The following is a 24,984-nucleotide window of genomic DNA, read 5'->3' as shown; positions in this document are numbered from 1 at the left end:
GCAGTACTTAACAATGATTAGCCCAAGGTGTTAAGCGTTGGGCATGAGAAATATGGTTATAATTCTGCCGATACGCATCAAGGACAAACAAGATGATAACTTTTGACGCTCCCACGGCTACCATATTTTCGCTGAGTGCCTTTGGCACACGCTGCGCGAACGCTCCAATATGGCTCTTCGGGTTCGGCACTTTGCCAATTTCCTGCGGAAACGCTCCGCTAACGACGGGAACCCTCCCCACTCATAGGCTAGAGTTTCCCGACTTGAAGGAAGTGGTGTCCAAAACGGCAAGTGCCTCACATAAAGCCGTAGGATTCTGGTATCTAGTCCCCAATCCCCGTGGATTGAGTTTTCATCCAGTTTGGGGCTGCGCCAAGCAGCCCATTCTCTGAATCAGACATAGCCATTGCAGCTATGTCCCTCTTTAGATCCAAAGAACAAGCAAAACCATCCCACTGCGCTATATTTTTAGCAGCGTTAAGGTCTGCATTATGGTAGTGTCCATGCGGACAATTGAAGTGGTGGCGTTCCCTAATACCCAGAGTTCCACAAGTTGAACAAGACTTTGATGTGTATGGTGCTGGACGCTTAACTAACTTCAACCCTAACATTGCCAACTTGTAGTCTAACTTCATCTCCAGCGAGTAGAATGACCACGAGTGACGAGATTGGGCAGAGTCACCACGCTGTTTTTTAGATTGCTTCATGGTCTTGCGACATCCCTCTAAGTCCTCAACCACCACGTCGGCATTTAAGTACTCAGCAAAACGCACTATCCGACGCGAAACAGTATGGTCTACTGCGTCCATCCAACGACGTTCTTTTTTGTCCCACTTTTTAAGTGCTCGAAATTTCTTAGCCTCTTGTAGTTGCTTACGCCGTTTCTGAAAATAACGACGACGATGCATAACTTTTTTGCCACTAAAAAACTTACCAAATCCATTTTTGGGAGCCACCACCGCAAGGTTGTTCTGTCCTCTATCACAGCCAATCGTGTTAGTTGCATCAACTTGAGGAACTTCCTCGGTCACACAAACATAGACATACCATTTGTTCCGATGCTTAATAATCTTGGCGCTACCTGTTTCAATCGTGCCGTTAAGAATTCCTTCCAAAACTGGTTGCCAGTGCGATGATGCAACTTCAACAGGAACACGCTTTGTTCCTTTGATGGTTGGGAAGCTAACGCTGTATGTAGTTCCCACTTTGTGCAAGACCCAGTTCTGATTATTTACTTCTGGCGGGAATCGCTTGAAAGATTTTGCCTTCTTCCCAGCGTCAGATGTGGTGTGTCGAATAACCTGATTAGACAGCGCGGACATGAGACGAGTTTGAACTTTGGAGGTTGTTAACTTTCGTCTTTCTGGAAGAGGAAGAGTCAACAACCAGTTAGCCAAATCTGTTGCTTCAACAGTCATTTCTTCAAACAACTGCTGCTTTGCTTTATTTAATTGCAGAAACTTTAGCTTAATTGTTCGCGTTACTCGTTTCAAGTCCACTCACCTCCTTGATATGTTGTATTTTACCCATATGGGTAAGACAATAGATCAAGTTAAGAAAAAGTTCTTGTTAGGAAATGACCAGGACTAAAGTCCCTACGCATTCATGAGCGAAAATGCGGTGTCGCATTGGGCAAAGACTCGGAGCCAGTCCTTTGAAGGGCGAGAAGGCTAGACCATCTCCCAGGCAGTGGGTAGTAAACTTTGCCCAATTATCTGTTTATTGCAAGGTCAAGAAATTCATCCCAAAGAGACTGAATGAATTTATACTTATTTAGTAATGAAAAACTAGAGACAGAATGCCACTGTATTGCTATCTTAAATTGGAGGTAATAACAAATTTTTGATCAAGCGCGTAACTTCATGGGAACACATTACCGAAGGGTTTTACTTAAAGTTAGTGGTGAAGCCCTCATGGGCAATTTGGGTTATGGAATTGATCCAGAAGTGGTCAAGGAAATAGCCGAAGAAGTAGCAGAGGTAGTGTCAACAGGCGTTCAGACTGCCATCGTCGTCGGAGGCGGAAATATTTTTCGTGGCGTCAAGGCGGCGTCGGCGGGAATGGATCGAGCAACCGCTGACTACATCGGGAGGATTGCTACGGTAATGAATGCCATGACATTACAAGATTCACTAGAACGAATCGGGGTACAGACGCGGGTGCAAACCGCAATCTCTATGCAAGAAGTCGCTGAACCGTATATTCGTCGTCGTGCCATTCGTCACTTAGAAAAAGGGCGGGTGGTTATTTTTGGTGCTGGTTCTGGAAATCCCTTCTTCACCACCGATACCACCGCAGCATTAAGAGCTGCAGAAATAGAAGCTGAAGTGATTTTTAAAGCTACCAAGGTAGATGGCGTTTATGATGCTGATCCTCATATATACCCCGACGCCAAACGTTACAATACCTTGACATATGGACACGTTTTGGCAAAAGATTTACGAGTAATGGACAGTACCGCGATAGCCTTGTGTAAGGAAAACAATATCCCTATTCTTATATTTGACTTAACTGTGCGCGGTAATATCCATCGAGCAGTCATGGGAGAGTCCATCGGCACCCTTGTGGGAGGTTCTTGTGAAATTAGCTGAAGCTGAGAGTACAATGCAAAAAACCGTAGAGTCAACTCAACGGTCTTTTAATACAATTCGTACTGGTCGCGCAAACGCGAGTTTATTGGATAAGATCACCGTAGATTATTACGGTTCGCCAACGCCCTTAAAATCACTGGCAAACATTAGTACGCCAGATTCCACAACAATTCTGATTCAGCCTTACGATCGCAATACCTTAAATTTGATTGAAAAGGCAATTTCTATGTCGGATGTGGGTTTAACCCCCAGCAATGATGGTTCCCTAATTCGGCTCAACATTCCACCTTTGACGAGCGATCGCCGTAAAGAATTAGTCAAAATCGCCGCCAAGTATGCCGAAGAAGGGCGCGTTGCTATTCGCAATATCCGTCGCGATACTGTAGATACAATTCGCAAACTAGAAAAAAGCGCCGAAGTTTCTGAGGATGAGTCACGTGATCAGCAGGACAAACTGCAAAAATTGACAAACAAGTACACTGCCAAAATAGACGAGTTACTCGCAGAAAAAGAAAAAGACATCACAACTGTCTAGAAACAACTAAAGAAAATGCTCATCAGGGAGACGCGGTTATCAACACAAGGGAGACATGACGATAAAGGATACCAAGACAAAGCGACAAACCAAATACGGGGAAATTCTTCCGAAAGATTCCCCCCGTCACAGCGTCTAGTTATCTTCACGTTATCAACAGTGTCACAACGTCTCCTTTTCTTCGTGTATACGCATAAAACAGAAACCGCGTCAGCGCATCTTACAGTTTTTACAGCAGATCAACGAATTCTCATGCATGACCTCAAAACTGTTGGTTGAGGTATAAATTTGCTTTTTGGCAACTGTTATAAATAACTATTATAAATTTTTGATTACCTTATAATAGATTATACAAAACATTTTTGAAAAATTGCCAAAAGGAAAAAAAAGATAAAAAAATTACAAAAAAAATATAAATTCAGAAAAAGCTTAGCAAAAAATTTGTGGAAAGTAAAATGAATGAAATGTATTTTAGTATGTAGATAAAAAAAGAGACGAGTTACTTGTAAGCAAAAAGCAATTGATATTATCAAAAATATTGAAAACTATGTTTTTTCATAAAAAAGATAATCAGAGCAGAGCCATGATCAATAAAAGAAGAAATAATAACAGTAGTTCCATATACTAAGATTGACGTTAAACATAGTTAAGAAAAAAATTGAGGAGTCAGACAAGCACTGTACGATTTTAAAAAGCAAACTATAAAAACAGTTAAGTCTCATCAGGCTGTGTATTGACAGAGTAATAAAAAACAGGGAAGCTAACAAGTTCAGGAGCAAAGACAAAAAGCATATGTACGACTGTATTATCGTCGGTGCAGGACCAGCTGGTGGAACAGCTGCATATCATTTAGCTAAGCGGGGACGCTCAGTCTTAGTTCTGGAAAAAGAAACTCTGCCAAGATATAAACCTTGTGGGGGTGGAGTATCGCCAGCGATCGCTCAATGGTTCGACTTTGACTTTAGCCCTGCAATTTCCATCAAAGCAACCACAATTCGCTGCACCTGGAAAATGGGCGAACCTGTAGAAGCTGAACTAGGAATTCCTGAACCAGTTTGGATGGTGAGGCGCGATGTCTTTGACCATTTCCTGATTCAACAAGCTCAAAAGCAAGGGGCCCAACTCAAAGATAATACGGAAGTCAAAGGCATTGAATTTAAAGGTGACTTTTGGCAAGTCAATACAGCAAATGGATCTGTCAGTGGACGTTACTTAATTGCTGCTGATGGCGCAAAAGGACCAATGGCAAGATTGCTAGGCTTTAAAGAGCGCAAACGCCGTTTAGCAGGAGCTTTAGAAGCAGAAGCCGCAGCCAAAGTGGAGAACGGTCACATTGCTCACTTTGAATTTGGTATGGTCAAAAATGGTTATCTCTGGAACTTCCCCAAAGCGGATGGATATTCTATTGGAATTGGCACATTTGTTGGCGGTGGTGAATCCCAAGATTTCAAGAGCATTTTGAACGAGTACAGCAGCTTGTTTGGTGTAGATCTCAAAATTTGTAAGCAGTATGGACATGCTTTGTGCTTGTGGAATGGTAATCAAAAGCTGCACACAGAAAATGCCGTTTTGGCTGGGGAAACTGCTTGTGTCGTTGATCCCTTCACCGCAGAAGGTATTCGTCCCTCAATTTTTAGCGGGATGAAAGCTGCAGTTGCCATTGACCAAGCTTTGGGTGGTGATATCAACGCTTTGGAAAAATACACAGACACCATCAACGAAGAATGGGGTAGTGATATGGCTTGGGCGCAGAAATTAGCCGGGGCGTTTTACCGTTTTTCTAATATTGGTTATAAGGTGGGTGTTAGGCGTCCATCATCTGTGCAAATTATGGGCAAACTTTTGTGTGGTGAAATGCGTTACAGCGATGTGACTGGTCGGGCGCTTAAGCGTCTTGTTCCTGGTTTTGGTGGGTAGTTAGAATGATGAGTCATTCGTTTTGAACAAATAGCTATTTAACATGGATGGCTTTATCTTTTAAATCGCATTCATCTTCATCATGATGTGTTTCAGTCGCAGAAGCGATCGCACTCGTGCCAGTAGCTCTTCATGATCAAATGGTTTGCGAATAAAATCATCTGCTCCTGCATCCAAACCTTCGATAACACTCGCATCATGATAGGCACTTATCAGCACTATTGGAATGTATGATATCTCTGGATTCTTACGAATGCGGCGTGTCACCTCATAGCCATCCATTTCCGGCATCATGACATCTAGTAAAATCAGGTCGGGAGGAGATTGTTCAACTTGCTTTAGAGCAGTTACTCCATCCGTTACTAACTCAACTTCATACCCTTCACTCTCAAAAATTGTTTCAAGCAAGATGAGATTGTCAGGATTATCATCTACGGCAAGAATACGCTTAACACCTGTATGCAATGGCTCTTGGTTTGCTAGTAAACCTGTAATCTTGGCTGTTGCACCTTCGTGGTTTCCACGGATGAAATTCGCCATGCCACGAGAATAAATTAGTAGTGGTTGAAATTCTGCTAACGACTCTGCAAAAGTTTCTACTAGGGAAGTCATGCGAATCCACTCGGCTTTTTCCTCCAATTTCAACTTTGAAAGAGTAGATGCTATCTCCCGCGCCACTTCATTAGGTTTTGTATAAGCTAACGCCGTCCACCTCTGAACCTGATCAAAATCTCGCATATGCGGATCGTGACTATCAAGCTGCTGCTGCACATAGGCAAGTAAAAAATCAGATAACTCATTTATCCGCTTTTCACCAAAGCGAGAATTCTCCTTCAACTCCTTCAGCAGCGCATTTCGCACTACCGTATCCATTTCATAAAGTTCATGCCCCACTTCATCACAAAGGCTAGAAAGCAGCAAATCCGCCACCGCCATCCAAGGGATGTTCAGCGCTTCACCGTTGATATCGCGCTGGAAATTAGCCCACATCCGGTAGAGTAAATCTGGTGTGAGGGCTAATGGAAAAGCCGCATGGTAAGCCAGATAAAGGTGTGCTTCTCCAAAACGTTCCCCAAAAGTTTTAATACGGCGAGTAGCTACTTCTGGTTTCATGTGCTTTTCTAAACTGAAGTTTTCGACAAAGAACCTTGGAAAGGTTGCAAGAAAATTCCTAAAATCTTATCAACTTCCTTAATGTAATATTCAATAGAATCGATACAGACAATATTTTGTTCTAAAGTCAAGAACTTCCAGTTGGTTCCAGTTGTAACGACTCCATAGATAACTTCAACATCATTTCCTGCTCTTTGATTAAAAATCTGAGCAGCAAGCATTGTGGCAGCGCATTGCCCTAGCCCTGCAATAATATTCTCATTTTTTGCCTCAACCACTGTGACTACTGGAGCACTGATAAAGTACTGCTCACCAGACGCACTCAGGATAAAGTCACAAAAGCCTGAGAGTCCTTGCGCTGGTTCAACATTAAACTCCGTGCCAGAAAATAAGCTAATTCGATAATCCTGCTGTCGTCTGACTTCAGACAGGATGGGAGCAATAAGGAACTCGGAACGGGCTTTTTCACTGTTGATAGCTGTTGCTAAAGGTAAGTTTTCATCTAGCAAGCGTGTCAGCAAGTCAGATGGCTGCACTCCTAGTACATTCCGAAACAAATTGCGAGTTTCGTCCAGAGTTAAGCTCAATGTATTTTTAGCTTTAGCAAGAGTAAAATCACTGTATGGCATGTGCATTTTTAGTCAGTTTCAACTGACATCTGTCTCTAAAAGTCTACTTTCATTCTTTTACTGTGGGCGATTTCTCAACTAGCTTCCTCACCCGCCCAGAACTGAAGTTCACAGGCTTTTAGCTCAAGTCCATTAAAATGGACTGAAAATTTTGGTAAGTAAGCGTTTAGTCCTCTTAAGAGGACTTAGGCTATAAGCCAGGGGTTTCTAACCCTTGGCGGACGAGTCTTGCAAGCTGGTGCAACATATCAGTTGAAACTGACTTTAGCTGTGAACTCAAACTTTATACTCAAACTTTAGTCCAAGGCTGTTACTAAAACAGCCCATATTCTAATTGTGCATAGCTTCCCCGCCCCCGCAACACATCAATTGCCCCATCCAAGCCCTGACGGCTAAACTCAAACATTGGCACCAAACGGGCGATTTCACCTGCTGTTGTCCCAAACCAACGTTCTTTTGCCATTGGGTTGAGCCATGCAACATAACGCACACGTTGTTTAAGCTGGTCGAGAAATTTTTGGGTCAATTCCAGGCGTTCTATGCTAAAGCCGCCCCGTGCTGCCCCTGCATCACTAAAAATTAATACAGTGGAACGTTCTGGGCGTAGCTGAGCCAAAACATCTGCCACAGATTCAGCTTTCTCGCGTGCCGAGTCTTGGTAAAGATACCGAGTAGGACAATTGTGAAAGTAGTAAGTACCAGCCCCTCCTAAGCGTCCTCCCCGCTGGGCAGTTTCCGCCAACCGCTGAGATAGGGCGTGAAACGGTACCATTGATCCCTTGTGATCAATCAGCAACAGCAACTCAGTTCGATTTACCCGACGGGGAAGCAAAACAGGCTCTAGCAACACCCCTTGCTGTACAACTCGCTCGATAGTTGCTTCCACATCTAATTCTGTAGGCAAACCTTCCCGCACAAAACGCCTGAGATGTCGCCAGCTTTGTTTCATCTGCCGTCGAGTGACTGGGAAATACTCATCTGTTTGTGTGAAGCGATTAACAGTAATATCCTCATCTCGTTGAGTAGTAATCTGTACCGCCTCTGCGACTTTAATTTCATCTTCTACCTGCATTAATTCCGATGAGACAGGTACGGAAGCTGGAGTAGTTGTGTCAAGTTCAGACGTGGGGGCAGTATCCGAATCAACAGTGGTTGAGTCTGGTACAACTGGTTTTTCAGGAGATGAAACTGGGGCAGTACTGGTTGATTTGGCGAATAGCTGCTGAAAGTGGTAGTTAAACAGGTGTTCCTCATCCTGAGATTTCACCCACAAGGTACGGCACAGCTCCGCCAAAGCCTCATGGTCAGCCGTGCCAAAGCCTTCTTGTAACGCACGCAAAATAAGATGGTACTCATTAATACCTAAAGGTAAGCCAGCTTCTCGCAGCCGAGTGAAGAGGTCAAGTAGTGGTAGTTCTGCCTGGAGAGTTTCCATGTTCATATTCTTGATGACGATGGCGCGGAGGAGTCGTCCTCTTGAGGCGATAAACCCTGTTCTCCATATCGCCGATAATCATCCCAACTCTTGAGCAACACCCCCGGATACAACAGTTCCGTCTTTAACTTGGCAAGGATTTCGTCATCTTCATGATGCCGCAGAATCCGCACCCAGTCCATCAGTTCGCTGGTGCTTACCTTTTTGCCAGCCTCACCCTTATCCCGCCGCATCTCTTCCCGCAGTTCAACAAAGCGGTCAATAATTGTGTCTACTACTTTTAAAGGTGAAACTGGGAAGTGTGCTTTGACAATCTCAATTAACTGCTGACGCTCCGGAAATTTGACATAGTGAAATAAACAACGGCGCAGAAAGGCATCTGGTAAGTCTTTCTCATCGTTACTGGTAATAAAGACAATAGGCGTCACCTTCGCTTGAATTTTCTTAATGGAACTAGTCTGTTTTACTTCTGCCACCTCAAACCGTTTCTCATCAAGTTCCAGCAGCAAGTCATTGGGAAAGTCAATATCAGCCTTATCAATTTCATCAATCAGCACCACTGTGCGCAAGTCACTGCGAAAAGCACGCCCTAACGGTCCCCACTCTACGTAAGCATCCACATTTTTCGCCCGGACTGCGGCTTCATCATCAATTCCCGACGCAGCAAGTTGAGCATCCCGCAACCTTCCAACCGCATCATAGGTGTACAGCCCATCTCGTGCCCGACTGGTAGATTTGACGTACCAAGCTTCATACGGCAAACCCAGTTCGTAAGCCACCGCACGAGCTAATTTTGTCTTACCACACCCTGGTTCTCCTTTCAGCAATAAGGGTCGTTCAAGGGTTATAGCCAAATTAACTGCTTCTACCAACTTTTCACTCGGCAGGTAGGGATACAGCAATTGCCCCGTCTGCGGGTCTTGTTCTTCTGGCTTGGGCTGCACCTTGCCTGTGTATTTCAGCCGCTTTCCGTCTAAAGCTCTAGCCACCTAACTTCTTCCTCCTGCCACTTACAGTCACACAAATCAAAAATTTCGGCAAACACACGCTCTGGAACCCCTTCACTCTTTTCCAAAATGACCTGAACTGTATAGTCAATTTTTTTAGTGACCTTGGTTGGCAATGCATCAATTGCATTTTCCATCCAATTAGTTAATACTCGCTCAGATAGAGGATCTATGATTGGTAACCTAATAGGGATACAGGGTTCCCAAACCTGATCGAGCTGGTTTGCAAATTGGATTTTCCAGTTGCTGACACAACCCTCATGATCAACTAAAAACATGAGGAGAAAAAACTCGTTAGTTGGGTAGATTGTCTGTTGAACTGAGTTTACCAACGGTAGCCAGAAGTCGCGCATCAGTTCATGTAGATAGTCTTCGTCAATGCAGTCAAAGTCATGAAAAACCAGGATGACGTGCTGGGTTTGCAACTGAGCGATCGCATTCTTAGCAATCTCCTCATGGGATGAAAAGTTTTGTACTCCCATTTGACGCCCCAGTTCTCGCCACAAAGCAGCAATATCTGTTCTCAAAGCCCTACGGCGGAGGTGAAACTGGATTGGCACAGTTATGGTACTGTCTGGAATTGCGTGTAACAAGCGCTTCAGCAGAAAGATTTGACCGTATTCCGGTGAGCCATGAACCAAAAAAGCTCCTATTCGTTTTTCTTCAATAAATTCTCGGAACAGCCGCACCTCCTTGACATAATTTAGGCGAAACAGTTCGCTATGTATTCGCTCATTGTCTAAAGACCTTTCAATAGTTGAAATCTGCTTATGGAGGCGATCGCGTTCCACCTCAAACCGCTCAATTTCTTTTTCTAGCTGAAAAGCCACTGAAGCACCAGCTTGGATAGCACAATCAGTTCGCAAGCGCTTTATTTTCAGGCATAGCAGTTCGTACTGTTGCTGAAGTTCTTTCCGTCTTTGCTGTAAGTGCCGAACTGAGGACATTAATATAAAATATTAGACTTTATACACAATATTTTTACTTGTTATAGTTTTGACAAACGACATCTTTAACTTAGCTCCAGCCTTCTAAAATTACTGCAACGCCTGTTCCATCTCATCCAACTCATCACCAAGACGCGCTAGTTGAGCCTCTTCATCCAAAAGCTGCTTTTCTAATTGAAACTTAACAGCCGTACCAGTCTCAATAGCCAAAGCATCCCGCATTCGCTTCACCTTTTCACTACGGAGATCCCATTCTGCCTGTAGTGTGTCTTGTTTCTGCGCTAATCGTCGCTTTTGTCCAGCCCTCAAACTACTGGTAGTTGAGTTAACTTCAGCCACTGGTGTTTCCCCAGGTAAAAATTTACTTCCACCTGCGTAGTAGCAAAGTGGAAAATTATCACCCAAATCAAGCACTTTGTTCACGAATGGATGCTGTGGTCCGGAAGCCCGCTTAGGTACTTGGTCGAACAAATAAATCATAACGTCAAGAATACGAGCATAGCCATCTTTATTCACGGCGGCTTTGCCTTGTAAAGCTTCTAACAAGCAATCTGTAAAAGCACTGTATGGCTGACCGGTATAAGAATATTCATCTTCTCGCGATGAAGCGACGACAACTCGACCACTTCCTGTTCCCAGAATATCTAACAAATCAGGTGGTACAGGTGACTTGACAAAAGTTTCTCCTGCTTCTTTAAGAGCAGGAACACCTCCTGCATGACAGCAATCTAGCAAAACGACGAGCTTACGTGCTTTAATCGCCTCTATTTTTTGGGTAAACTCCAATCCTGATATGGCAGTGTCTCCACGTTGACTGGGATCATAGCCATAAGGCACTAAAAAGTATTCATTTGTACGCTTAATCCGTCCACCATGACCAGAGTAGTAAATAATGACACTCGCATCCACATTTTGGTTCACTTGTGCGATAAGCTGGTCAAAAGCCTTGAGAATATGTTGCCGAGTTGCAGAAGTCTCAGTGAGCAGGTTGACTTGGTTTGGTGGATAAGCGGCTTGATTGGGGTTAACCAAAACATCTCGTAGGGCTGTAGCATCTTTAACAGTAATGCCTAAATCAGCACCAACACCGATGAGTAATGCATAACCATTAGCAAAAGTTAGATTTGTCACGCCTTATCCTCTTGACTTATTGACAGTGCTTGGTGACTCCCTTTTGAGGGGAGTATACTAATCTACCAACTGAAGTCAAAGCATCCCAGATTTTTTTCAGCAACAATTGAGAACAAAGATACTCTCAGTTGTTTACCTTACGCTGTCACTACTGATTTTTTACGCCGAGAGCGTCAATGCACAAAATCAAAATAGCGAGAAAATAACCAAAGAACTCCTCCAGTCAGGAGTAAACAAACAACACCCGCTACACCAGCAAGGGGTTTTTTATTCTTACCTGTCACCCAGTCTGAGGCGTTACCTGTGTAATCAATGAGTGCGGCTGTGTCTACTGTGGCGATCGCCCATATCCATCCAGTATGCAATCCCCAAGCTAAGCCTATACTCCCCCCATCCACAAACCGTGCTAGTACCAACACCATCCCCATAAACCAGAGTCCAGGTAACTGTGGGATGGTTTCTTTTTGCTCCCAAACCAAGTGTAGCAAAGCAAAAATCGAGCTAGAAATGAGCGCTGCTACCCAAACAGAACCACCCTTCTCTAGTTCAGTAAACACAAACCCACGAAAAATTAGCTCCTCAATACCACCTACAAATAACGCCACTAACAAAATAGGTAGTAAGATAGGTCGCACAAGCTTAATATTTGACCATTGAAAAGAGCACCATCCTAGCCACGATTGCCATAAAAAAACTAATGTTATACTAAATATTCCTAAAGCTAAACCTACCACCAAAGAATATAAAGTTGAAACATTTCCAATCAAGCCGTAATCTGAGAAAGGTGTATCGGTTAACCAACTAGTTACCCACAAAATCAACGGAGCTAGTAAGTAGAGAGACACTACTAAAGGTAACTTTTGTTCTGGTTGCAAAAGTTGAGAAGGTTGCCATTTGAGGACAAACGCTGTTAAAGCTGCTATGGGTAACCAGCAGGACACCCAAACAATAAAGAAAGCCATCACAACAAACAATACTGGTGCATCTTTTAAGGATGACAGTAAAAAGTTGATTGATGGCTCAGGTAACGATATGAAAGTAGGTAAAAAAACACAGTTGACTTCTTGCATAGTAGAAACATTTTATTTTGGTAAGAGAAAAGCTTTATTAATTTGGAGCAGCTTTCAAGCAGGAATAGCTAGGTTGCGCTTCTTTTCTCACTACCTCAAGTATTGCTCATCTAATCGCTCTTCTTTTTATTGACCAAACCTTTTACTAAAATGAATCATGCATCCAAGAAGTCTAATCGTTTTTTTGTTCAAAAAATTTAAAAATTTGACTTTCGCCGTAAAGACAAGTTGTCCAGCGTTTGCCTTAAACTTGCCTCTACGATCACAAAAGTTTATTCCTCCTCTTCGTCATCGTCTTCAAAATCTTCCTCGTCTTCAAGCTCTTCATCATAGACTTCTTCGTCATCATGCTGGAGTATCTTTTTATCACTATCAACTTGAATTAAGTGAATATGCTTGTAACCCAGCTTAATTTCAAACTCATCACCCGGCTTTAAACCCATTGCTTTGGTATAAGTTGCACCAATCACAATCTGACCGTTTTGATGGACACTAACCCTGTAAGTAGGTTCACGCCCACGACCATCTTTTGGTGCTTCTGGACTTAAGGGAATTCCCCTAGCCGAGAGCAAAGCATCATAAAAGTCGGTGAGATTGACACGAACTTGGTTATTTTTTGTAACGGTGTAATAACCACACTGCTTAGCTCTTTCTCGCCGTGGTAAGGTAGAAAGTTCTTTCACTTTAGCTAGCAGTGTTTTCCCAGTTAATGGTGCAGTTGCGGTTTCAGTCATTATGCTTCAAATATCCTCACTCTCTCCAAACAAATAAACAAATCATCTTCTGCCAGTACTTGGCTTTTTGACATCTGCACAAAGTTGCTTCAGACCTAATACCAGAGGGGTTATTCCTCCATATAGGGTGAGCCACAAGAGTATCTGTTACGATTGACCACAACAGAAGATGGTTGTAGTTGTCACAGGCATTAATTTTCGTAATTTTACGCCATTTCTAACCATCATTTGCCATCTGAAACGAAATAATTCTCTTTTTTGGCACTACTAAAGTGGAGCAACTTTGAACAACTACAAATTGGGGAGACAAAAAGCGATGACACTGCGCCCTTAGGGGTTCCCAAGGGGGGTGCAAAGTGTCCGGGTGAGGATTTTCATCCCGATTTCTCGCCGTTTCGCCGTTGTGTTCTACCACGACCAAACAAGTCGTAGACCCAATAAATTGCAGGCTTTTTACTTTCCTTACTCTGTCTTAATTGACCTTGAGTCGTAGGGTTTTACCCATTTCTACTCAAGAAACATAATTGACAGCATAGTATTTTCTTAAGGTTGCAGCAACATACAACCTTTAACCCTGCTAGTAGAGACCATAAATTTCTTGCCTCCACTTTATTACAAAGAAACAAAGCAGTAACAGTCGCACTTACACGGCGATTAATACTGGTTTTGTTGCCTCATAATTTTATATTAAATAGTAGCATGATTTAATAATAGCAAAATAGGTGTTTCACTTTTAAATCAACTTGCTGATACACTTTTATCGAAATTTTTATGGTTGGGGTGAGTATTGGTGGTCGGGTTTTATAAAAATTCATTTAATTTTGACAAGCCGTTTTAACGAGATGAGTGAGAACAAGCGAGTTTCTTGATCAAGAGGTCAAGATGTTCATTAAGAGCTTTAACAATTCTATATAACCAAAAAATACAGCTTCACGACCAATTGAGCGATTTTTTAACTCAGGGCTTGTTTAACTCGTCTTGACATCAAGATATAGTTAGAATCCAAGGAGCATTAAATTTGGAAATTTTCGCAGCTTACAATGAACTAAAGTCTCAAGAACAGTGTCGCTGTATTTTACTCTCCTTCCTCCAACGCCGAAAGATATAAATTAATTGTCAAGCAGTGAGCATTTTTCTGGTAATCTGGCTATTGACACATCTGGTGTTAAACCCATTGGGTAGTAATACAACTAAAATTTTGATAATTATCCTTAAACTATAATGAGTACCTCTTTAATCATCAGCCTATTAACAGGTAGCTTTTAATTAAGGGCAACAAGAGTATAGCTCACTTATTGGTGAGCTACTCCATAGTGGAAATTATTCCCAAAGATGGGTATAGCAATTTCAAAACTTTGGTTGGTGGTCATGGAAGTTATTTTTAAGATCATACGGCAACAACAAAATTCCTCCCCGATAGTGCAGAATTACCATTTGGATGTTGAAGGGGGGAATACAATCCTAGATTGTCTCAATCTTATTAAGTGGGAGCAAGATGGGACATTGGCATTTCGCAAAAATTGTCGCAACACGATTTGTGGTAGCTGCGCAATGCGAATCAATGGGCGTTCGGCTTTGGCTTGTAAGGAAAATGTTGGTAGTGAAATTGCCAAATTGGAACAAACTGTTATAACAGGAAGTCATACAAATGGCATTCCAGAAATCATCATCGCACCACTAGGCAATATGCCTGTGATCAAAGATTTAGTGGTAGATATGAGCAGTTTTTGGAACAACCTTGAGGCGGTTGCTCCTTATGTGAGTACAGCGGGACGTAACATTCCAGAAAGAGAGTTTTTACAAACACCGCAAGAGCGATCACGGCTTGATGAAACTGGTAATTGTATCATGTGTGGAGCTTGCTATTCTGAATGCAATGCTCGTGAAGTTGACCCAAATTTTGTTGGCCCCCACGCACTGGCTAAAGCTTACCGCATGGTGGCAGACTCTCGTGATCACAAAACCGAAAGTCGTTTAGAAGAATATAACGAAGGAACTAAAGGAGTTTGGGGTTGCACCCGTTGTTTTTACTGTAATTCCGTATGTCCAATGGAAGTCGCCCCATTAGACCAAATCACAAAAATCAAGCAGGAAATTCTTGATCGCAAACAAGCAAGCGACAGCCGTTCAATTCGTCATCGTAAAGTATTGATAGACTTAGTTAAAGAAGGCGGGTGGATTGATGAGCGTCAATTTGGTTTACAAGTCGTCGGGAACTACTTTAAAGACCTCAAAGGGTTGCTCAGTCTTGCTCCCCTTGGATTGCGAATGATAGCCCGAGGTAAGTTTCCTCTTTCGTTTGAACCTTCCGAAGGAACTCAACAAGTGCGATCGCTGATTGAAGCCGTCAAGCAAGAAGAGAAGAAATTACAGGGAGTGAGGGAGTGAGGAAGTGAGAGAGTGAGTGAGGGAGGGAAAATGCCTTCCCTGCTTCCCTCTTTCCCTCCTCATACTCCTCATATCTCTTAACGTGGATCTTGAGGTATATTCAGCGGTTGTCCGGAACGGTTATAAACTAAAATATCCCATTGCCCATTCACACTAGACTCAAAAGCAATCCTATTACCATCAGCACTCATTGTTGGATGACGAACTTCTGCTTGCAGGTTGGCAGTCAAATTTCTTAATTGACGTGTTTCTCTATCATACAGAAAAATAGCTGAGCGGCCCTGTCTACTACCTGCAAACACGATATAACGACCACTTTCAGAAACACCAGGATGAGAAGCGACAGTATCAAAGGAATTTAGACCGGGCAAATCTACCAAACTACCAGTAACTCTGTCAAACATATAAATATCTTGTCTACCCCCTCGGTCACTCGCAAAAACGATATATCTTCTTGAGATTTGGGGATCTAATTCCGAAGCAGAACTATTAAGACTTACTCCGCCTGGATCGTAAGGATAGTTCACTATGCGTGGGTAACCAACACAGCCACTTAACAAACTAGCTGTAACAAATATAGGTAGAAAAATAGAATGTTTCATAGTCATGAGTCATGAGTCGAAGACTTTAGACTTTTACACCATCCCCCTTATGGAGGTGCACCCACCGATGCGCCATTGTCTATATCTAACTCAACATCCGGTCCGCGATCTAAAACTTCAATATCCCACTGACCACGGCTAGCACTTTCAAAGACAACATAACGCCCATTTGGGCTGATACTTGGATTTCTGATCCAGCCACGATAGGTTGGGGTAAGAATTTGCGACTGTTGCGTAGCGCGATCATAAAGCGCCACCACTGGTCTACCTTGGTCACTGGTCATATAAGCAATGTAACGTCCGGTGTAGCTGAGGCTAGGACTTTCGACAATTGTTTCCGGTTGGTTTAAGCGCGGTGTTTGAATAAACTGTTGCTGATCCAAGTCATACACCAGCAGTTGGTGACTACCATTGCGATTAGAGACTAATGCTAAAAAACGACCATTTCCACTCAACGCAGGTTGCTGTTCCGTGTAACGGCTGTTGAGGGAAGTCGGTCCAAGAGGGATATCGCTATAACTACAAGATACAAGCAAACTTACCAATGCAAAACTTAGACCCCAAGGAATTTGCCTTTGGAGCCAAAAACTAGGTGTAATTTTCCTCACCTCAACTTTTTTCGTTACGCTTTCGCGTCTTTCACCTAATCTTATTTATAGATTTATAGATCATCATCAAATTTGGATGAGCTATCTCGATCTTGATCCGAACGCTCAGGACGGTCTAATGGTTTGTATTCTACATACTCACTAGAAATGACATCATCATCTTCACGTCCCCTTTGAGGAGCGGATTCACTGGGCGATCGCCGTTTTCTCGGTCTTGCAGGAACATCCTGATCACGACTTTCTGGACGTACTGTTCCATTACTACCACGACGCGAAGGTCGTCTTTCTTCAGTAGTCGAGCTACCCCACTCATCAACTACTCTATCGGAACCACCCCACTGTTCATCTTCAATCCTTTCTGAAGGGCGTACAGAACGTCCAGAACTCCGGCGACGGGTTTTGTCAGTTTTGTCACTTGATGTTGGTCTTTCACTACCATTGCGACGTTCTAAACGACGAGGGGTTTCATCTTCGTAGTAATCATCCCGAGATGAACGGTTATCCCTGCTACCCGAAATTCGACCACGCACGGGGCGCTCATCGTAGTCATCATCATAAGGCAGTGGTTCTAATTCAGCGTCTACCTGTGCCTTATACTTCTTGTTATACCTGTAGTTGTCGCTAACTTCTCGTTCATCATCAACAATGGGAGTGTTACGCTTGGCTTGCTGAGTCGCTATACCGCGCAGGCGAATACTTTCCACCGCAAAAAATATAGTTGAGCCTGCCAAAAGCAACTGACCAAATTGTAAAATCGGGTCCAGACGCCAACCTTGGAATATGAGAATGAAGCCGCAGAGTAAGCCCACAGCAGCAAAAAAGATATCCTGGTCACGTGAGAGTTCTGGACGCACAGTGCGGAGAAAATACAGTGCTGCCCCAGCCACAGCCAAGAAAATTCCTAGGATACTGGCTGAGTTTGCCCCAAAATTGACTTGAGCCAGAACACTGGCTGAGTTCAGCCCAAACATTAGCATCGTTGTTTACCTAATATCAAAATCTATGTTAGCGAGTCAGAATTGAAATCTCTACTGTAATTAGACACAATATACTTTAAGGATGTAAATTTGCCACTCGGGCTAAGCGAAGTAACACTTATGCGTCTCTACATTATGACCCAAAGCTAACAAGTCTGTGTCTGTCAACTCAGTAAGCTTAGTATAATTATTTTTTTATAATGAATTGCTAAGAGTTACCAATTGAGCAGTGAACTGGCGGAAAACCAGTTTTAAAACTAGAGGCGTGGTATGCCACGCCCCTACAATACATCTTATGAACGCTGGATTTTATCCTTCTGGCTCACAAAAAGCAATCCTACTGTGGCGGGGACAACAACAATTAATGCACCCCAAAACAGACTCCAAAGGAAATTTGCTAAAGATGGCGTCATAGATTTCAACCTTTTTTTACATACTTTATAACAATTCTAATGGTCTAGTAGACCGTTGAGAAGCCAGTTATCCCAAAGATAAATGATTCAAGTTGTTTAACAGCCTTTGGTTAAAATTAGAGAAAGGCTTTACAAACCTTAAAATCTGCTGATTCAGTTCTTTCCCTTTATTCAAAAAAAGTCAAGCTTAAATCATGACTGGTGCTGACCTTGCCATTTGGATTCTCGGTCCAATATTAGGACTGATGACATTTTTGTTTATTTTCCGGATTATTCTGACTTGGTATCCCCAAGCTGATTTGAATCGTTTGCCTTTTAATCTGGTCGCTTGGCCTACTGAACCTTTTCTAATACCGTTACGAAAGATTGTGGCACCTGTGGGTGGGGTGGACATAACCCCAATTATTTGGGTTGGTATCTTCAGTCTTTTACGGGAAATTCTTCTCGGTCAGCAAGGACTGCTGACCATGCTGTCTCGTGCTTAGTAACAAGGGGTGTAGGGGTGTAAAGGTATAGGCGTATAGAGGAAATGCATTTACGCTTGAGATAGAGAAAATGCATTTTTCTCTTATTCTCTTATTCTCTTATTCTCTTATTCCCCTACACCCTTACCCCCCTACACCCTTAGCTTTGGTCACAAATACTACTGCACTAACGTTTTCATCTCCTGTACGAAACTCGTGTAGACTTGCCCCTGCAAAAACTGTGGGTGTTCCATGATTTTCTGATGAAACCCAATCGTAGTGGGTAATCCCGTGATGGCACATTCTCGCAGTGCTCGTTTCATACGGTTAATAGCAGTGGGACGGTCTGCTCCCCAAACTATTAACTTGCCAATGAGGGAGTCGTAGTAAGGAGGAATTTGGTAATCAGTGTAAACATGGGAATCTATTCTAACTCCTGGACCTCCTGGGGGGAGATAACCACTGATACGTCCGGGGGAGGGACGAAAGTCATGCTCAGGATCTTCGGCATTAATACGACATTCGATCGCATGACCCCGTAAAATAACTTGGTCTTGTGTCAACTGGAGTCTTACCCCTTGAGCAACACGGATTTGTTCAACAACCAAATCTATCCCAGTAATCATCTCCGTGACAGGATGCTCAACTTGAATCCGGGTGTTCATTTCCATAAAGTAGAATTTGCCGGATTTATCTAAGAGAAACTCAATCGTACCTGCCCCACTGTAGTTGATAAACTGAGCAGCTTTGACGGCAGCTTGTCCCATTTTCTCTCGTAAATCTGGATCTAGAGCTGGACTGGGGGCTTCTTCTAAAAGCTTCTGGTTACGGCGTTGAATTGAGCAATCCCGTTCACCTAAGTGGATGACATTACCATAGTTATCAGCCAAGATTTGAAATTCAATATGACGGGGACGCTCAATAAATTTTTCCAGATATACTCCGGAATTGCCAAATGCAGCTCCGGCTTCGCCTTGGGCTGCTTGGAAAGACTTGACAAATTCGCTTTCAGAATGTACCAAGCGCATACCCCGTCCGCCACCGCCTGCTGTGGCTTTAATCATCACTGGGTAGCCAATTTTTCTGGCGATCGCCAAACCTTCTTCCTCCGACTCTATCAACCCATCACTACCTGGTACTGTGGGTACTCCAGCTTTTAGCATGGTCTCTTTCGCGGTGGATTTATCCCCCATCAGCCGGATAGCTTCCGCAGATGGACCAATGAAAGCAATATGATGGTCAGCACATATTTCTGCAAACCGAGCATTTTCTGCTAAAAAACCATAACCAGGGTGAATAGCGCTGGCATTCCGTATCAATGCCGCTGCAATAATGTTAGGAATGTTCAAATAACTTTTACTGCTAGCAGCTTCGCCAATGCAAACCGCTTCATCAGCAAGTTGGACATGCAGAGCATTACGGTCAACGGTGGAGTGTACCGCAACAGTCGCAATCCCCATTTCTTCACAGGCGCGGAGAATGCGAAGCGCGATTTCTCCTCGATTAGCAATTAATATTTTGTCAAACTTCATCTTTTAGCTTTTGATATCAGTCCTGTAGATTGACATTGTTCTGCCATCAAAATTGAAATTACGCAGAGCCTCATTTCAAATTCTGACTGGAGATTCCCAAAATTCCTTCCAAATATAAGGAAAGATTTCGCTGCTTGCCTCTACGGGTATTAACTAGACTAGCAGCAGCGATGTTGCCGAGTATGAGTTCATTTTCCCGACTTTGGCATAATAAGAGCGTACTGTGCGCTTCATGATGAGTAAGCGCGCTCTTGGTAGGGGAGGACAGTGCCCTTCGGGTAGCATGTGGCGTTTTCAAGCGCAGCCTGGCGACGGGCGTTCCCGGAGGGTAGAACCAATTGCCGAGCAGCTGATCGCGCGATACCTTTAATATCACTTGGAAAGTCATTACTTTTCTGTCCGTCGAGTATATCCATCTGTTGATAGTTGTGAATTCTTGTACTTAATTTTTTGTTACTTGGATATTACTGATGATAAATATTTTTGTTGTGCTATACTATATATCCAGGGAAACCTTGCGGATGTGGCGGAATTGGTATACGCGCACGCTTGAGGTGCGTGTGGCTTTGCCTTGCGAGTTCGAGTCTCGCCATCCGCATATTTTATTATTTAGTGCCAAGTTATGGGTGCCGAAGTGTCAACTTTTGTAAATGGAAGAATGACTTAGCACTCATCAGTCACACTTGATTAGCGATCAGGCTACGAATGTGAGAGTACGTCAATAAGTCTTTACTTGTGCTTTGATAGAAATAAGTGAAGTTTTGTAAAGAACCTTGACTGCTACTTTTAGGCCAACAAACAACTTAACATTACCTATTGGATGGCACCGCCTCAGTGCAACTTGGCAAGGTGGCGAAGAGGTCATTCAACAAAGTTTGCCCCACACTCAGCTAGCACCAGCTTGGCAATTGCTGCTTTTAGGTGATGGTTCTCCAACCAGACACCTACAATTACTAACGGGCGAACCGACAGAGGTAGATGTCATCGATATGTCATTAATTGGCATGGACTTAGATGGTGCACCAGAACTTATTAAAGCTGTCCCAGGACCACGGTTACGGCGACAGGTGTGGCTGCGTACCGCCTCTGGTCAACGATTGGCATATGCTACTTCATGGTGGGAAGCATCTCACGTAGATGAGTATTTGCAAAACCGTTCATTACCGATTTGGGCGAGTTTAGCTCGTCTGCGTACAGAATTGTATCGGGATGTGCAAGGGATTTACTACGGTGACTCAGAAGCTTTGGAGTCAGGTTTTGATGAAACCGGACCTTTTTGGGGTCGCCACTACTTGTTTTGGCACCACGGACAGCCTTTAACGTTAATTTACGAGGTGTTCTCGCCTTACTTGACGAAATATTTGGGATCCACGCAGCTCAGTTCAATCAATGCTGAGATTTAGTTGCAAATTTTGCTGTGTAGCAAAAACTTCTTGTTTTTTGCTACACAATCAGGATTTTCCATCCATCTGTGCTAGCTTCCCTATGCTGCTTTGTTCAACATCAAAGTCCCAGATCCTCTGGAAAGCCCAGCATGATGTTTAAGTTTTGTACAGCTGCTCCTGATGCGCCTTTGCCTAAGTTATCGAGGCGAGCAACTAAGAGCGCTTCGTGGGTTGTATCATTGGCGAAAACGAAAATTTGAACAATATTAGTGCCATTCATTGCCATCGGGTCTAGGAATTTTCCGTCTCGCAGAAGAGTGGAATCTTCAAATGGAGCGATTTGTACAAATTTTTCGCCTTGGTAGTAGTCGGCGATCACTTGATGGATAACCTCACCAGACGGTGGATGATCCAAAGTCCACAGTGGTAAGGGTACCTGTACTAGCATCCCCTGCTCAAAATCCCCCACTGCTGGTACAAACAGCGGCGGCGATGCTAATCCTGAATACTTATGCATTTCCTTAACGTGCTTGTGCCCAAACTGTGTACTGTAGATACCATAGGGATAGAGCGATGTTGCTCCGGCTTGCTGCTCGTGGAAAGCGTGGTATTCTTTGATCAGATTCTTTCCGCCACCAGAGTATCCTGATACCGCATTAATGGTAATGGGAAAGTGACTAGGGAGGAGTCCCTTGGCTATCAACGGACGGATACAAGCTAAAAATCCTGTGGGATAACAGCCCGGAACACTCACAAACTGGGCGCTGGCAATTTTTTCTCTTTGTCCCGAACTCAGTTCAGGAAACCCATAAACCCAACCCTCAGCCGTTCGATGGGCAGTACTAGCATCGAGAATTTTAACCTTATCACTGCGGACATTGCTAACAGCTTCGCGGGCTGCATCATCCGGTAGACAAAGAATGGCAACATCGACAGCATTGATCAGTTTCGCTCGCTCAGCTGAATCCCTGCGTCGAGATGCTTCAATATTAACTAACTCGATGTCGTCTCGTTGGTTGAGGCGCGAATAAATTTGTAAGCCCGTGGTTCCTGATTCCCCATCAATGAAAATCTTACGTTTAGTAATCATGTGCTCAGCATCCTGAACCGTGACAGATATTTTGTCCCACCAATACTTAACTTAATATGTTGTGGATCAACTCATCAATAAAGGAAAGGAAACCTTTTGGTTAATCTTACCAACAAGCAATTATGATGTCACAATAATCAGGATTTTTTCTGGTCAAATTGAGTACTTAGACATGGCTATTTTCCGTTTGATCAGCGTGTCCATGTTAGAGTCGATGTCCGGTATTATCCGGAGCACCTCTCCTACAGAACCGTACGTGCCCGTTTCCGTGCATACGGCTCCCAGATGTTCTTAGGGTTGTTGTTCCCTTTTGCTCATGTGGTGGTATTGGTGGCATTCTCGATGGACTGCTATGCAGTTCTTGGGTTTCCAATTCTGATGATTTCCGTCTACGTGATGTAGATGGACTGTATCTGAAGATATCATCTTCATTCCACATATTCCACATGAATGATTCTGCCGTTTCAGGGCTTTAGAGGTGTGCCCATCGTAGAGCTTGCTGTTGCGCTTGCTCCAGTATGGTATGTCTCCGTCAAATGGTGATTTATTTCCTATGACCATGACATGACTGTTTTCGGAGTAAGGAACCGCTGGGAATGCCTTGTCTACAAGCTCTTTGCTTGAGTAGCGGTCATTCTTGGTTTCCTTATTAAATACCGTGAATGTTCTGTTGTTGATGTGCCACAATGAATTTCGTGACCCATTCATTTTGCAGAAGCGGTGGTAATTTCTCCATCCTCTAACTAAAGGAGCGAGCTTTTCGGCTTTTTCCTTAGAACCATAGTTAGGGCAGTTGACGATGTTTTTGACTTTCTTACGAAATGCTTTAAAATTGTCCGCTGAAGGGATGCTTCTAAATTTTCCGTTCTTCTGTACTTTGAATTTCCAGCCTAGAAAATCAAACCCATCTGTCGAGGCGGTTATCTTGGTCTTCTTTTCACTGATATTCATTCCTCTGTCTGCAAGGAATTGATTTATTCTTTCAAGTATTTCTCTTGCGTTGTCTTCGGGTCTAAGTATTATTACCATATCGTCAGCGTATCTGACTGATGGTTCGATGATATATTTTGTAGGGGTATTTGGAGTTATCCTTCTACCTGCTATTTCATGATATCTATGGATACTTTCGATTCCGTTTAGCGCAATATTGGCTAATAAGGGACTTACTACACCACCTTGGGGAGTTCCTTGTTCGGGAAATTCGGGGTGTATTCCTGCCTTTAGGCATCGGAAGATACCGATTTTCAACCCTTTTGGTGCTATCAGGTTTTCCATGATAGTCGTATGGCTTATCCTGTCGAAACATTTCTCAATATCAAGTTCTATGACTCGTTTATTGATTCCATTTGAGGATGAGTTTAGATTGTTTGCCAGTTGTTTTTGTGCATCGTGTGCACTTCTGCCTGGTCTGAATCCGTAACTTCTCGCGTGGAATGTTGCTTCGTGTGCTGGTTCTAGTGCATATTTTGCTAGGCATTGCCAAGCTCTGTCTGCAATAGTTGGGACTTTGAGAATTCGAGTTTTTCCGTCCTTTTTTGGAATCGGAATTTCGCGTAATTTGTTATGATGCCAATTGATGTAATTAGTCTTGAGTTTTTCCTCAAGTGCAAAACGTTCTTCAAAATTGAGGGACGCTTTGCCATCAATACCCGCAGTCTTTTTTCCGGCATTTAGCTGAGTTACTTGACGAATAGCCAGGAACCTTGCAGCTTGAGATTTCAGAATCAGTTTTTGGAGTGACCGCGTTTTTCGCTTGTCTCCTGCTTTAACTGCTTTAAATAACCTAACTTGTAGGCGGAATAAATCTTTCCGAAATTTCTTCCAGGGCAGATTCTTCCATGATTCACTAATCTCATGACTGTGCCTAACCATACTCTACTCCTTTTGGTTATTTTCTGAACACCTTTCAGCAATTACGCTGAATCCTACCCGTGCTAAGAGAGTTCCGTATCTCGTCATACCTACCTTGGGTTCGACCTCCCAGGACTCTTAGCTCGTTTTTATTCGTTCCTCAGTCAAGATATATGTGCCGTCAGATGTAACCAATCCAACCGTTAGAACCCCTTACTCTTGCCGCTTGCGTACTTATCATCGGCGGGATTTTTGCTCTAACGAAGTCAAGGTTTTTATGTTATGCCTTGCTCCAATCTGGGTCGTTTTTCTAGGTTCTATTTCATCTTGCGCACTCCCTGTTAGCGCCAGTGTCGATTCATAACAACCGTCTGGTTGCGCCCTGTTCCCAGCTTCACTCTGCGGAATTCCGAGTCCGCTCGGTGTGGGCAGATAAGGAGTCACCTCTGAGTTTGAGGGGAAGGGTTTTCACCTTCATCTTGTCCGAAGTTCAACCATTTCTGGTTGACATGCTTATTTACGGGCTGAATACCGTGATTCAGCATGTAACGAATCGCACAAGTAC

The 24,984-nt window shown here is 43.4% G+C and carries 22 protein-coding genes, 1 tRNA gene and 1 pseudogene; 7 read left to right on the top strand and 17 right to left on the bottom strand.

Annotation, left to right across the window (positions count from 1 at the left end; genetic code table 11):
- Nucleotides 1-7: 7 nt before the first annotated feature.
- Together AC5590_RS23665 and AC5590_RS23660 are read right to left on the bottom strand one after the other, a co-directional pair.
- On the bottom strand, nt 8-190 hold the full coding sequence (locus AC5590_RS23665; protein ID WP_169265840.1) for a hypothetical protein: 183 nt from the start codon (nt 188-190) through the stop codon (nt 8-10).
- A 133-nt stretch (nt 191-323) separates the two neighbouring features.
- The gene (locus tag AC5590_RS23660) at nt 324-1,493 is read right to left on the bottom strand and encodes an RNA-guided endonuclease TnpB family protein (protein WP_169265839.1); all 1,170 of its coding nucleotides are present in this window, start codon (nt 1,491-1,493) and stop codon (nt 324-326) included.
- 369 nt (nt 1,494-1,862) lie between these two features.
- On the opposite strand from AC5590_RS23660, the gene pyrH reads away from it, so the two are divergent.
- The 3 genes from pyrH (at nt 1,863) to AC5590_RS23645 (ending at nt 5,043) form a co-directional block, all read left to right on the top strand.
- On the top strand, nt 1,863-2,591 hold the full coding sequence (gene pyrH / locus AC5590_RS23655; protein ID WP_169265838.1) for a UMP kinase: 729 nt from the start codon (nt 1,863-1,865) through the stop codon (nt 2,589-2,591).
- Nucleotides 2,578-3,126, top strand: coding sequence for a ribosome recycling factor (gene frr / locus AC5590_RS23650; protein ID WP_169265837.1), 549 nt, complete (start codon nt 2,578-2,580; stop codon nt 3,124-3,126). The genes pyrH and frr overlap by 14 nt, the downstream gene beginning before the upstream one ends.
- A 792-nt stretch (nt 3,127-3,918) precedes the next feature.
- Nucleotides 3,919-5,043 (top strand): geranylgeranyl reductase family protein, encoded by a 1,125-nt coding sequence (locus tag AC5590_RS23645; RefSeq protein WP_169265836.1) that lies wholly within the window; start codon nt 3,919-3,921, stop codon nt 5,041-5,043.
- Nucleotides 5,044-5,130: 87 nt separating this feature from the next.
- Here the strand turns inward: AC5590_RS23645 and AC5590_RS23640 are convergent.
- From AC5590_RS23640 to AC5590_RS23605, 8 genes and pseudogenes are all read right to left on the bottom strand, one after another.
- A pseudogene (locus AC5590_RS23640) lies at nt 5,131-5,508 on the bottom strand (response regulator); the annotation flags it as partial.
- Between the two features lie 656 nt (nt 5,509-6,164).
- Nucleotides 6,165-6,785 (bottom strand): hypothetical protein, encoded by a 621-nt coding sequence (locus tag AC5590_RS23635; RefSeq protein WP_169265852.1) that lies wholly within the window; start codon nt 6,783-6,785, stop codon nt 6,165-6,167.
- Between the two features lie 313 nt (nt 6,786-7,098).
- Nucleotides 7,099-8,220 (bottom strand): hypothetical protein, encoded by a 1,122-nt coding sequence (locus AC5590_RS23630; protein ID WP_211178494.1) that lies wholly within the window; start codon nt 8,218-8,220, stop codon nt 7,099-7,101.
- 2 nt (nt 8,221-8,222) lie between these two features.
- Nucleotides 8,223-9,209, bottom strand: a complete 987-nt coding sequence (locus AC5590_RS23625; protein WP_169265834.1) for an AAA family ATPase — start codon at nt 9,207-9,209, stop codon at nt 8,223-8,225.
- Complete coding sequence (locus AC5590_RS23620; protein WP_169265833.1) at nt 9,194-10,174, bottom strand: hypothetical protein; 981 nt, start codon at nt 10,172-10,174, stop codon at nt 9,194-9,196. The genes AC5590_RS23625 and AC5590_RS23620 overlap by 16 nt, the downstream gene beginning before the upstream one ends.
- A gap of 90 nt (nt 10,175-10,264) precedes the next feature.
- Nucleotides 10,265-11,305, bottom strand: a complete 1,041-nt coding sequence (locus tag AC5590_RS23615; RefSeq protein WP_169265832.1) for a caspase family protein — start codon at nt 11,303-11,305, stop codon at nt 10,265-10,267.
- 173 nt (nt 11,306-11,478) lie between these two features.
- The gene (locus AC5590_RS23610) at nt 11,479-12,375 is read right to left on the bottom strand and encodes a CPBP family intramembrane glutamic endopeptidase (RefSeq protein ID WP_169265831.1); all 897 of its coding nucleotides are present in this window, start codon (nt 12,373-12,375) and stop codon (nt 11,479-11,481) included.
- Nucleotides 12,376-12,647: 272 nt separating this feature from the next.
- Nucleotides 12,648-13,109 (bottom strand): AbrB family transcriptional regulator, encoded by a 462-nt coding sequence (locus tag AC5590_RS23605; protein ID WP_169265830.1) that lies wholly within the window; start codon nt 13,107-13,109, stop codon nt 12,648-12,650.
- Nucleotides 13,110-14,477: 1,368 nt separating this feature from the next.
- Here AC5590_RS23605 and AC5590_RS23600 point away from each other — a divergent pair.
- Nucleotides 14,478-15,497 (top strand): succinate dehydrogenase/fumarate reductase iron-sulfur subunit, encoded by a 1,020-nt coding sequence (locus tag AC5590_RS23600; protein WP_211178496.1) that lies wholly within the window; start codon nt 14,478-14,480, stop codon nt 15,495-15,497.
- 77 nt (nt 15,498-15,574) lie between these two features.
- Here the strand turns inward: AC5590_RS23600 and AC5590_RS23595 are convergent, their stop codons facing one another.
- From AC5590_RS23595 to psbX, 4 genes are all read right to left on the bottom strand, one after another.
- Complete coding sequence (locus AC5590_RS23595) at nt 15,575-16,099, bottom strand: TolB family protein (protein WP_169265828.1); 525 nt, start codon at nt 16,097-16,099, stop codon at nt 15,575-15,577.
- Between the two features lie 47 nt (nt 16,100-16,146).
- Nucleotides 16,147-16,707, bottom strand: a complete 561-nt coding sequence (locus AC5590_RS23590) for a TolB-like translocation protein (protein WP_169265827.1) — start codon at nt 16,705-16,707, stop codon at nt 16,147-16,149.
- Nucleotides 16,708-16,760: 53 nt separating this feature from the next.
- Nucleotides 16,761-17,684: a Ycf66 family protein gene (locus AC5590_RS23585; RefSeq protein WP_169265826.1), complete on the bottom strand. Its 924-nt coding sequence runs from the start codon at nt 17,682-17,684 to the stop codon at nt 16,761-16,763.
- Between the two features lie 293 nt (nt 17,685-17,977).
- Nucleotides 17,978-18,097 carry a photosystem II reaction center X protein gene (gene psbX, locus AC5590_RS23580; RefSeq protein ID WP_169265825.1) on the bottom strand — a complete coding sequence of 40 codons (120 nt, stop codon included), beginning with the start codon at nt 18,095-18,097 and terminating at the stop codon, nt 17,978-17,980.
- A gap of 194 nt (nt 18,098-18,291) precedes the next feature.
- Here psbX and AC5590_RS23575 point away from each other — a divergent pair, with 194 nt between their 5' ends.
- On the top strand, nt 18,292-18,582 hold the full coding sequence (locus tag AC5590_RS23575) for a YggT family protein (RefSeq protein ID WP_169265824.1): 291 nt from the start codon (nt 18,292-18,294) through the stop codon (nt 18,580-18,582).
- A gap of 158 nt (nt 18,583-18,740) precedes the next feature.
- Here AC5590_RS23575 and accC read toward each other — a convergent pair whose 3' ends face one another.
- Entirely contained in the window at nt 18,741-20,093 is a 1,353-nt protein-coding gene (accC, locus tag AC5590_RS23570; RefSeq protein WP_169265823.1) for an acetyl-CoA carboxylase biotin carboxylase subunit, read from the bottom strand.
- Between the two features lie 517 nt (nt 20,094-20,610).
- Here accC and AC5590_RS23565 point away from each other — a divergent pair.
- A tRNA-Leu gene (locus AC5590_RS23565) sits at nt 20,611-20,691 on the top strand.
- A gap of 175 nt (nt 20,692-20,866) precedes the next feature.
- Nucleotides 20,867-21,496 (top strand): chorismate lyase, encoded by a 630-nt coding sequence (locus AC5590_RS23560; RefSeq protein ID WP_169265821.1) that lies wholly within the window; start codon nt 20,867-20,869, stop codon nt 21,494-21,496.
- A gap of 100 nt (nt 21,497-21,596) precedes the next feature.
- Here AC5590_RS23560 and argC read toward each other — a convergent pair whose 3' ends face one another.
- Both argC and AC5590_RS23550 read right to left on the bottom strand, forming a co-directional pair.
- On the bottom strand, nt 21,597-22,565 hold the full coding sequence (gene argC / locus AC5590_RS23555; protein ID WP_169265851.1) for an N-acetyl-gamma-glutamyl-phosphate reductase: 969 nt from the start codon (nt 22,563-22,565) through the stop codon (nt 21,597-21,599).
- A gap of 294 nt (nt 22,566-22,859) precedes the next feature.
- Nucleotides 22,860-24,440: a reverse transcriptase domain-containing protein gene (locus AC5590_RS23550; RefSeq protein WP_169265820.1), complete on the bottom strand. Its 1,581-nt coding sequence runs from the start codon at nt 24,438-24,440 to the stop codon at nt 22,860-22,862.
- Nucleotides 24,441-24,984: the final 544 nt, after the last annotated feature.

Origin of the sequence: Brasilonema octagenarum UFV-OR1 (genome assembly GCF_963888615.1) — a bacterium.
Classification (GTDB): domain Bacteria; phylum Cyanobacteriota; class Cyanobacteriia; order Cyanobacteriales; family Nostocaceae; genus Brasilonema; species Brasilonema sennae.
Note: the sequence above shows the minus strand (reverse complement) of the source record. Positions and strands in the feature narration are given on the sequence as shown.